This window comes from Archangium sp., assembly GCF_036388035.1.
Classification (GTDB): domain Bacteria; phylum Myxococcota; class Myxococcia; order Myxococcales; family Myxococcaceae; genus Archangium.
The window spans coordinates 1-9033 of record NZ_DASVSO010000667.1; the positions used below are offsets into that span (position 1 = coordinate 1).

General features: G+C 69.9%; 8 protein-coding genes and 1 pseudogene. 1 reads left to right on the plus strand and 8 read right to left on the minus strand.

Annotated features, from left to right (window positions below; all coding sequences use genetic code 11):
- The 8 genes and pseudogenes from VF697_RS27245 to VF697_RS27280 all read right to left on the minus strand — a co-directional run.
- Positions 1 to 350 (minus strand): annotated as a pseudogene (locus VF697_RS27245) (hypothetical protein); the annotation flags it as partial.
- Positions 347 to 874 carry an acetyltransferase gene (locus VF697_RS27250; RefSeq protein WP_331099649.1) on the minus strand — a complete coding sequence of 176 codons (528 nt, stop codon included), beginning with the start codon at positions 872 to 874 and terminating at the stop codon, positions 347 to 349. The gene VF697_RS27250 and the pseudogene VF697_RS27245, both read right to left, overlap by 4 nt.
- 4 nt (positions 875 to 878) lie before the next feature.
- The gene (locus VF697_RS27255; protein WP_331099650.1) at positions 879 to 1145 is read right to left on the minus strand and encodes an acyl carrier protein; all 267 of its coding nucleotides are present in this window, start codon (positions 1143 to 1145) and stop codon (positions 879 to 881) included.
- On the minus strand, positions 1142 to 2704 hold the full coding sequence (locus tag VF697_RS27260; RefSeq protein ID WP_331099651.1) for a class I adenylate-forming enzyme family protein: 1563 nt from the start codon (positions 2702 to 2704) through the stop codon (positions 1142 to 1144). The genes VF697_RS27255 and VF697_RS27260 overlap by 4 nt, the downstream gene beginning before the upstream one ends.
- A 2-nt stretch (positions 2705 to 2706) precedes the next feature.
- Positions 2707 to 4704 (minus strand): asparagine synthase (glutamine-hydrolyzing), encoded by a 1998-nt coding sequence (gene asnB, locus VF697_RS27265; protein WP_331099652.1) that lies wholly within the window; start codon positions 4702 to 4704, stop codon positions 2707 to 2709.
- A 4-nt stretch (positions 4705 to 4708) separates the two neighbouring features.
- Positions 4709 to 5683 carry an NAD(+) synthase gene (nadE, locus tag VF697_RS27270; RefSeq protein ID WP_331099653.1) on the minus strand — a complete coding sequence of 325 codons (975 nt, stop codon included), beginning with the start codon at positions 5681 to 5683 and terminating at the stop codon, positions 4709 to 4711.
- A gap of 378 nt (positions 5684 to 6061) precedes the next feature.
- A complete protein-coding gene (locus VF697_RS27275; RefSeq protein ID WP_331099654.1) occupies positions 6062 to 7198 on the minus strand; it encodes a hypothetical protein in 1137 nt (378 codons plus the stop codon).
- 143 nt (positions 7199 to 7341) lie between these two features.
- The gene (locus VF697_RS27280; RefSeq protein WP_331099655.1) at positions 7342 to 8388 is read right to left on the minus strand and encodes a pectin acetylesterase-family hydrolase; all 1047 of its coding nucleotides are present in this window, start codon (positions 8386 to 8388) and stop codon (positions 7342 to 7344) included.
- A gap of 107 nt (positions 8389 to 8495) precedes the next feature.
- Here VF697_RS27280 and VF697_RS27285 point away from each other — a divergent pair.
- The coding region (locus tag VF697_RS27285; protein WP_331099656.1) for an alpha/beta fold hydrolase at positions 8496 to 9033 on the plus strand (538 nt) is incomplete at its 3' end.

The window sequence follows — 9033 nt, forward strand, 5'->3', positions numbered from 1 at the left end:
ATGCAGCGGCGGCCAATCCGGATGCGGTGGTGGGCCTCGAGGAAGAAGCCGTAGTTGAAGGTGCACTGCTCCCCGATGGAGAGCTGGGCGCCGGCATGGCAGCGCAGCTCCGACGTCAGCATCCCGTCGAAGAAGCAGACCCGGTCGCCAATGGTGACGTGACCCTCGGCGTCGCAGTGCAGGTCCCCTCCCACGTAGACGTTGCGGCCGAGCTCACAGCGGCGCAGGACGAGCTGGGCCCGGGTGATGCCCACCGCCCGGCTCACCAGCCGGCGCGCCTCGGCGGGGCTGGAGGAGACGCGTCGGAGCAGGTGGGCGAGCTCGTTTCCCGTGGGGACGTGGGCGTTCATGGACTCCTCCTTCGGACCGAGGCCGGCACGCCGGAGAGCACGACTCCCGGCGGAAAGCGACGCGAGATGACGGTGCCCGCGTGGACGAGCGTCCCCGCGCCCAGGTGGGCTCCCGGCAGGAGGATGCTCCGGGCCCCCAGCCTCACGTCCGCGTCCACCTCCACCGGGAGCGACGCCGGGCGCTCCCGCCGGTTGCCAGTCACCTGGTGGAAGTGGTTGTCGAGGAGCTTGCAGAAGCCTCCCACGTGGCTGCGCGCGCCGATGTGCACCCGCTGGAGGGCCTCGATGGACGTGCCTCCCTCGATGTGGACGTCATCGTCGATGAGGAGCTCCGCACCGGGGCCGACGTGCAGCTCGATGGGCGTGCAGCGGCCGTCGAGCACCACCCGCGCGCCGAGCCGGATGCGGCCTCCCCCTCGGATGTAGAGCCTCCCATGGGCGAGAGTGCCAGGGCCCACCTCGGCGCAGTGCCGGAGGCGGAGCCGGGAGGCCAGGGCGGTGGCCAGGCCCACGGCGAGCGTCATGGCCTCACCCCTTCCTCTTGCGTTCCACGAAGGCGACGAGCCGCGACACGGTGTCGAGGTTCTCCGGGACGAGCTCCGCGTCCGCCACCGTGAGGCCGAGGTCGTGCTCGAGGAAGCCGACCAGCTCCAGCACCCCCGTCGAGTCGATGATGCCGCTGTCGAGCAGCGATGACTCGTCCGAGAGGCTGGCGGGGTTGGCGATGTAGAAGTTGTGGAGGATGAAGTGCCGGAGGGTGGAACGGACGTCGGATGCAGGGGCTGCCGCGATCATACGAGCTCCGTCTTCTTGATCTTGCCCGTGCTCGTCGTCGGCAGGGCCGGGACGAGTACGAGCTGTTTGGGAACCTTGAAGGACTCCAGGCGGGCCTGGCACTCGCGCACGAGCTCCGCCTCGGTGAGCGTCACCCCGGCCTCGAGGACGACGAAGGCCTTGATGGCCTGTCCGAGAAGCTCGTCCGGGACGCCGATGACGGCCGCCTCCTTGACGCCCGGGACGTTGGTGAGGGCGCACTCCACCTCCTTGGGGGCCACCTTCTCGCCACGGGACTTGATGATGTCGTCCATGCGGCCGACGAAGTACAGGTAGCCCTCCTCGTCCAACCGGCAGAAGTCTCCCGTGTAGAGCACCCGCTCGCCGGGCAGCGGCCCGGGCCGGAGCTTCTTCGCCGTCTCCTCGGGCTTCTCCCAGTAGCCTTGCATCACCGTGGCGCCGCGGATGACGAGCTGGCCCACCTCGTTGGGTCCGAGCCGGCGGCCCTCCTCGTCCACGAGCCACAGCTCGGTGCCGGGAATGGCGAGCCCCACGCTCTCCGGCTTGCGGTCGAGGTCCTCCGGCGGCAGGTACGTGCACCGCTTGCACTCGGTGAGGCCATACATGGAATAGATGCGGGCCTGGGGGAAGAGCCGCTGGAGCATCCGGATGTGTTTGACGGGCAGCGCCGCCGCGGTGTTCGTCACGTAGCGGATGCGTGACAGGTCATAGGCCTCGAGCGACTTGAGCCCCCCGAGGATGGCGAAGAGGGTGGGCACCCCCGGAAAGCCCGTCACGCCCTCCTCCACCATCAGGCCGAGGATTTGCGCCGGGTAGGTGAAGGCGCGCTCCAGCACCAGCCGCGCCCCCATCCGGAAGGCCATGATCATCTGGTACAGCCCGTAGTCGAAGGACAGGGGCAGCACGCCGAGGATGACGTCGTCCTCCACGTTGCGCAGGTAGGCGGTGATGGAGGTGGCCGCGGTGAGCATGTTGCGGTGGGTGAGCATCACCCCCTTGGGGTCCCCCGTGCTGCCCGAGGTGTAGATGATGGCGGCCAGGTCGATGTCGAGGTTGGCGCGGGCCGGCGGGCGGTCCGTGGACTCGGCGGACAGGGCCGCCTCCCAGGACGCGGCGGGCAGGCCGTCGAGAGGCGCCGCGTCGAGGGCCCCCGACACCAGCAGCGTCCTCAGGTGGGGGCTGCGGCGGGCCGCCTCGGCGGCGATGCCGGCCAGGGGGGCCTCGGTGATGAGGCCAGCGGCGCGGCAGTCGTTGAGGAGCCAGGCCAGCCGGTCCACCTTCGTCTGCGGGTGAATCATGGAGACGACGGCGTTGGCCTTGAGGACGCCCCAGAAGGAGATGACTGCCTCCACGCCGTTCTCCGCGAAGACGAGGACGCGGTCTCCCCGTTGCACCCCGCGCCGCACGAGGGCATGGGCGAGCGCGTTGGCGCGGGCCTCGAGCGTGGCGTAGGTGAGCCGCCGGCCGCGGCAGACGAGCGCGACCTTGTCGGGCAGCCGGCGCGCCGAGTGCTGGAGGTAGTCGTGAAGCTGGGGGATGGCGTGATCGAGCGTTTCCATGTTCAGGCTCCCGGTCGCTCGACGAGCGTCTGGGGGGTGATGGGGACGGAGGAGGGCGCGGCACGCAGCAGGTGCCGGTGCAGCAGTTGGGTGGAGAGGACTCCGACGAGGGCCATGTTGTCGGTGTTGGAGAGCTGGGCGGCGTGGGCCTGGGCCTGGCACTTGGCCCACAGGCGCGCGACGGCACCGGGCTCGAAGACGCCCGCCTCGCGCAGGGCGGACTCGCCCAGCACCTCCTCCACCCACTCGGGGCGCCTGTCCCCCACGAAGCACAGGGCGTCCGGGGCCCGGTAGGGCTGCTTCTTGCGCCGCAGGATGGAGGCGGGGAGGAGCCGCTCGGCGGCGCGCTTGAGGACGTGCTTCTCGTCCAGGCCGCGCAGCTTGTAGGAGGCGGGCAGCGTGCTGGCGAGCTCCTCCACCTCGGTGTCCAGGAAGGGGAAGCGGCCCTCCACCGAGTGGGCCATCAGCATGCGGTCCCCCTGGGAGGAGAGGAGGTAGCCGGAGAGCAGCGTGCGGCTCTCCAGGTACTGGTCCTGCGCCAGGGGCGCCCAGCGGGAGAACTCCGGCGGGAGGGTGTCGAGCAGCCGGGCGACGACGTCCAGTCCCTCGGTGGCCCCCCGCTGCCCGCCGGAGAAGAGCCGCTTGAGGGCACTGGTGGTGTGCCAGCGCGTCTCGTGCGCGAAGCCGGGCTGCCGCCACCCCGCGAGGTTGCGGCCGAAGAACTGTCGCGCCATGCCCTCCCGGGCCACCGGCGAGCGCGAGAGGTAGGGATAGAGCCGCTCGAGCAGACGGGGCCGCAGCCGCGAGCCGGGCTGCCGTGCCCAGAAGCGGCGGATCTTCCCCTCCCGGAAGAGGTCATACCCCGCGAACATCTCGTCGGCGCCCTCGCCGGTGAGGACGACCTTGATGCCGGCCTCGCGCACGAGTCGGGACAGGAGGAAGAGGGGCGCCGGGGCGGTGCGCAGCAGGGGCCGCTCGGCGTGGGTGACGACCTCCGGGAAGACGCGGGCGATGTCCTCCCGCTTCACCACCACCTCGCGGTGCTCGCTGCCGAGCCGCGTGGCCATCAGGCGCTGGTACTCCGTCTCGTCGTACTCGGCGTCGGCGAAGCGCAACGAAAAGGTGCGCAGCGGCTCTCCCCGCACGTCGTGCCCGAGCGTGGCCACGAGCGAGCTGTCCAGGCCCCCGGACAGGTAGCTGCCCACGGGGACGTCGGCGCGCAGCATGCGCAGGCGGGTGGCCTTCAGGAGCGCGTCGCGCACCCGCTCCGCCGCCTCGAGGAGCGAGCCCTGGATGCCGCCCTCGCCCGCCTCCGGGAAGCGCGGCTTCCAGAAGGGACGCTCGTGGCTCGTTCCATCGCGCCGCCAGGTGCGCACGTGGCCGGGCCTCACCTCCGAGATGCCCGCGAAGACACTCTGCGGAGGCACCACGCTCCAGAAGGTGAAGGTCTCCTCCAAGCCCACCGGGTCGAACGCGCGCGGCAGGGAGGGCTCCCCGGCGAAGAGCGCCTTCACCTCGCTGGCGAAGCCCAGGCGCCCCTCGTGCTCACAGTAATAGAGCGGGTGCACGCCCTGCCGGTCTCGCGCCAGCGTGAGCGTCTCCTGCTTCTCGTCCCACAGCGCGAGGGCGAACTGCCCGTTGAAGCGGGCGAAGGCGCCCTCTCCCCACTGCTCGAAGGCGTGGAGGATGACCTCGGTGTCGCTCCGCGTGCGGAAGCGGTGCCCGTGCGCGAGCAATTCCTCTCGCAGCTCCACGTAGTTGAAGACTTCCCCGTTGAAGACGACCCAGAGGGTGTCGTCCTCGTTGGCCATGGGCTGCTGGCCGGAGGCGAGGTCGATGATGGAGAGGCGGGCGTGGGCGAGGCCCGCGCGGCGCGAGCGGTAGACGCCGAACGCGTCGGGGCCCCGGTGGCGCAGGGCGCCCGCCATCCTCAGGAGCTGCTCGCGCGAGGGAGATGGCCGTCCCTCCCGGAGGGTGATGCTGCCGGCGATGCCACACATGGCGTCACACCTCCTGGGCCGGCCGGACCTTCAGCGGCGGCAGGTGCAGGTAGCGGGTGGTGCGTCGCTTGGCGGCGATGTCCTTGAAGACGCGCTCGGTCTGGGCCTCGGTGAGGCCCAGCGCGGGCGCCACCTCGCACGCGGGAACCTGGTGGTCCTGCGCGAAGAGGCACAGGTCCATGGCCTCGTAGGGCAGCGCGAAGAAGAACTCCTCCTGCGTCTGGGGCATGGAGAAGGTGTCGGTGGTGGGCGGGCGGAGGCAGATCTCCTCCGGGACGCCGAGCCAGGCGGCGAGGGCGTAGACCTGCGTCTTATAGAGGTGGGCGATGGGCTTGAAGTCGGCGGCGCCGTCACCCTGTTTGACGAAGAAGCCCTGGTCGTACTCGAGCCGGTTGGGCGTGCCCGCCACGGCGAAGTGGAGCCGATCCGCGTGGTAGTACTCCATCATCTTGCGCACGCGCTGCTTGAAGTTGGTGGCGGCGATGAGCTGGAGATAGACGTCGAGCGGCATGCGCGCGGAGCGCACCTCGCCCGAGGGGCTCTCCACGGTGAGTCGGGAGACATTGAGGCGCTCGCCCTCGAGCAGGGAGGGCAGCGACACCTTGCAGCGCCAGCCCTCGCCATAGTCCGGGAAGAGGCGGCGGATGGCGTCGTCCTGGCGCGTGTAGCAGCCAGCGGCGGCGAGGGTGGGGCCGATCTCCTCCACGGCTGACGCGACGCCGAGGGCCTCGACCACCTGGCGCCCGAGGCGCAGGGAGTCGGAGGAGGAGTCTCGCTCGGGCATGAGGAGGCAGAGCACCTTCTCCCGGCCGAGCGCCCGCGCGCAGAGGAAGGCCACCACGGCGCTGTCCACGCCGCCGGAGACGCCGATGACCGCACCGCGGCGCTTCAGGTCGCCGAGCACATGCTCGCGGATGGCGTGCTCCGCTTCACGTGCGACCGACGCGGCGTCGATCGCCAGGACATTTTTCGAGAACATGGGAGGCCCCCCCGGGCTCCAACCCCTGATGGATGGCCTTGGCGCCGCAAGGCCGTACGGGAGACGACCGTCCCTGGCATCGGAGGCTGGGATTGCCGTCTCACGAAAGACTTTGCATGAGAGGGGAATGCATTGCGAGAGGTGAAGCGAGGAGAAGATGGCTGCTTGACAATGACTCTCGGAAAAGGCGCTTCCGGGCTTCAATGGGTTCGCGAGCAGACTTGTCTCCTGCCTTGCCGTACGAGGGCGCGCGGGCGGTGATGTCTGACTTCGGTCACTGCCTCGGCGGCGCAGGCCCGGCTCCGGAGGTGTCAAGCCCCTTGCCGGGCCGGGATGCCTTCCGGTGCGTTGTGGGAGCCCCAAGTCCAGACGGGGGCTTCAACGGCCGGTCTCGTCCTTGCGCCCATGGGCCACCGGGCACCCTCCGCCGGAGCGCGCGGAGTACTCCTGGAGGGCCTTGTAGGCCGAGTCCGAGACCACGTCCGTCGGCGACGACAGGCACTGCGTCATCCGCCGGCCGCGCTCGTCCTCGACGCCGAAGACCAGACGCCCCGCCAGCCGGTCCGCCACGATGCGGCCCAGCAGGTCGCGAATCTGCTCCTCGATGTTCGGCCCCGTGATGCCGTTGGCCACCAGCAGCCGCAGGTCCACCTCCTCGGGGTCCATGAGGCTGCGGAAGATCTGCCAGCGGGGGCTGTGCTCGGCCACCGGCCAGATGGTGGGAACGACAACGTACAGCTTCTTCCACTCGGCCGGCCCGAGCATCTGCTTCCAGCGCAGCATGGCCGTCATCACCGCGTCCACCTGCAGCTTCGCGGCGGTGTCCATGGCCAGCCGGATGTGGGGCCGCATCGTGGTGGTGTAGGCCTCGTAGTCCGCGATGGTGACACCGCGCTTGCGCAGCGTCTGCTCCACATAGCCGTCCGTGAGCTCCAGCATGGCCTGGACCCAGGGGCGGTGCTCGGCCGCCAGGGACTCGGCGCCGTGCGTGAAGGCCTCCCGCGCGAGCTTCACCTTGCGCTGGTAGGCCCGCATCTCCTCCATCCACGCGGTGGCCGTCGGGTTCTGGAAGTAGGGGCTCACGAGGGTGAAGAGCCCCAGCGGCAGGTGCGCGAGACACTTGAGCAGCTCGTACGCGCGAGGCGTGGGCCGCACCGAGTGCGTCTCGCCATTCTCCAGATACAGTGTGTACGTGCCGCCCACGCCCTGGCGGCCGAAGTCGGCCCTGTCCATGTCGGGCTCGGTGTCCCGCGCGATGATCAGCGGGTAGATGTTGCGGCCCACGCGGTGGATCATCTGGAGGTAGCCCTGGCGCATCGTCCGGTGCAGCTCGACGATGGTGCTGTGCAGCTCGAAGCCCGCGTCATGCTGGGTCGCGCTGGGAGCAAGCAGCTCCTCCACGCTCTGGGAGTTCAGCCGCGCGACGACAGTGAAGGCCTCGGTGTCGCGGTACTCCCAGGGCTCGATGAGCCTGGAGGGCAGGGGAGGAGTCGAGGAAGGGTGCTGGTCGGACATGGTCGTCCCATGGAAAGGTGCCGGCGGGCACACTCCTGAGCCTGGAATGCGTATGCACCCGGCGGGGTGCGGATTCACTGGCGGGCGGAGGACCCGGCGCACGAGCCCCGCGCCCCTCACTGCCCGAGCACCGCCGTCCCGTCCTACGGGCGCACGGACCTCCAGTCCGCGTCGCTCGCGCCCTGCATCTGATGGAGCCAGTCCAGGAGCACCACGCCCCGCGAGCTCTGGGACGTCGGGTTGAACAGCATCGTGTGGCCCTGGCCGGGGGTGAGGAAGGCGCGGGTGTTCGGCAGCGGCTCGAGCACCGTGGCGTCGAGGTCCCGCAGCGCGCTCTGGAAGGCGGTGGGGGACAGCCCCATGTAGCTCCGGATGACCTGGTCCTGCTCCGAGGACAGGAGCGCCATCCGGTCGTGGGGGTACTTCCTGGCGAGCGCCGGGTAGAGCGCCGAGTAATCCCCCTTCACGGCCGGATCGAGGGCGTCGAGGACGGCGTCGTAGTTCCAGGCCCGGGCCCAGGCGTCGCGGAGGTTCGCGGGCATGGCGTTGCTCTTGAGCAGGGGCCCGGAGTCATCCAGGAGGAAGACCTTGGCGTGGGGGAAGGTGGAGCGGATGAGATCGTAGTTGAGCGCCGCGCCGAAGCCGCCCGCGCTCGCCCCGGTGACGACCACCTGCTCGGGGTTGGGGACCGTGGCGGCGATGCGGGCGAGGAAGGCCTCGGTGTTCACCCGCCCCTTGTGGTGGAACGTCTTGGAGGTACCGCCGGTGGTGTAGACGGCCTCCGCGTTGCCGATGTGCAGGTCACCGGTGCAGTACGGGAGGAAGAACAGGTTCCAGTCTTGGAACGGGTTGTTCGCGAGCTGCCGGTCGAGGATGGAGCCCGAGAGGGTCCTCGAGGCCAACGCCTCGAACTGGGTCTGGGTGAAGGGCCCGTGCGTGGAGGTGTTGAGCTGCAGGCAGGTGGTGGCGTCCCAGCAGGCTCCGCCGCCATTGAAGAAGATGAGCAGGTTCTTGCTGTCAGTGAGGTTGGCGCCGAGCCCCGTGGGCGTCCCCTCGTCACAGGTGGATTGGGAGATGTCGATCCAGCTCCACGTGCTCGGTGAGGGGGTGGTGGGTGTTTCCCCGGGCGCTTCCCCGGGCTCCTTGTCACACCCGGTGCCCATCACCATCAACGCGGCGAGTACAGCCAACAGGTCTCTTGCCATGCGTGAGGATAGAGCGAGGTGCGCGGCCGTGTCTCCCGGAGCACGACTCCAGCGGTCGAGGAGTGTATGAAACCGCCCTCGTGACGACTTCGATGCTTCGACTCCTCCGTGCAACCCTGGCCCTCTGGCTCGTCTCCCTGGGATTGCTGGCCGCGTGCGGCCATGCCCAGCCCGCGCCCACCGCGCCGGCCGCCCCTCGCTTGAAGAATGGCGAGTACCACGCCGTGCTCAATGGCGTGCGCCACTGGTACCGCGTCGCTGGCGCGGAGCGGGGGACCCTTCCCCTCGTCATCCTCCATGGCGGGCCGGGAGGCCACGTCTACAATTTCGAGCGCACCATCGGCCCCGAGCTCGAGAAGTTCACCACCGTCGTCTATTACGAGCAGCGGGGGAGTGGACGGTCGATGGCTCCCGCTTCAAAGGAGGACTACTCCATCCCCTTGCTGGTGTCGGACCTGGAGGCCCTGCGCCAGGAGCTCGGGGGGCCGCGCATCTCGCTGCTGGGGTTCTCCTTCGGCTCCGAGCTCGCGCTGGAGTACGCCCTGGCCCACCGCGAGGCCGTGGAGCGGTTGATCCTCCAGGCCCCCCCGATGGGTCCCCCCGAGCGCCAGGATCTCATCCAGCTCCATG

What these genes read in the sequence shown, in the direction of transcription:
- VF697_RS27250 (WP_331099649.1), bottom strand. Translation starts at nt 874, where the DNA reads ATGACGCTCGCCGTGGGCCTGGCCACCGCCCTGGCCTCCCGGCTCCGC.
- VF697_RS27255 (WP_331099650.1), bottom strand. Translation starts at nt 1,145, where the DNA reads ATGATCGCGGCAGCCCCTGCATCCGACGTCCGTTCCACCCTCCGGCAC.
- VF697_RS27260 (WP_331099651.1), bottom strand. Translation starts at nt 2,704, where the DNA reads ATGGAAACGCTCGATCACGCCATCCCCCAGCTTCACGACTACCTCCAG.
- asnB (WP_331099652.1), bottom strand. Translation starts at nt 4,704, where the DNA reads ATGTGTGGCATCGCCGGCAGCATCACCCTCCGGGAGGGACGGCCATCT.
- nadE (WP_331099653.1), bottom strand. Translation starts at nt 5,683, where the DNA reads ATGTTCTCGAAAAATGTCCTGGCGATCGACGCCGCGTCGGTCGCACGT.
- VF697_RS27275 (WP_331099654.1), bottom strand. Translation starts at nt 7,198, where the DNA reads ATGTCCGACCAGCACCCTTCCTCGACTCCTCCCCTGCCCTCCAGGCTC.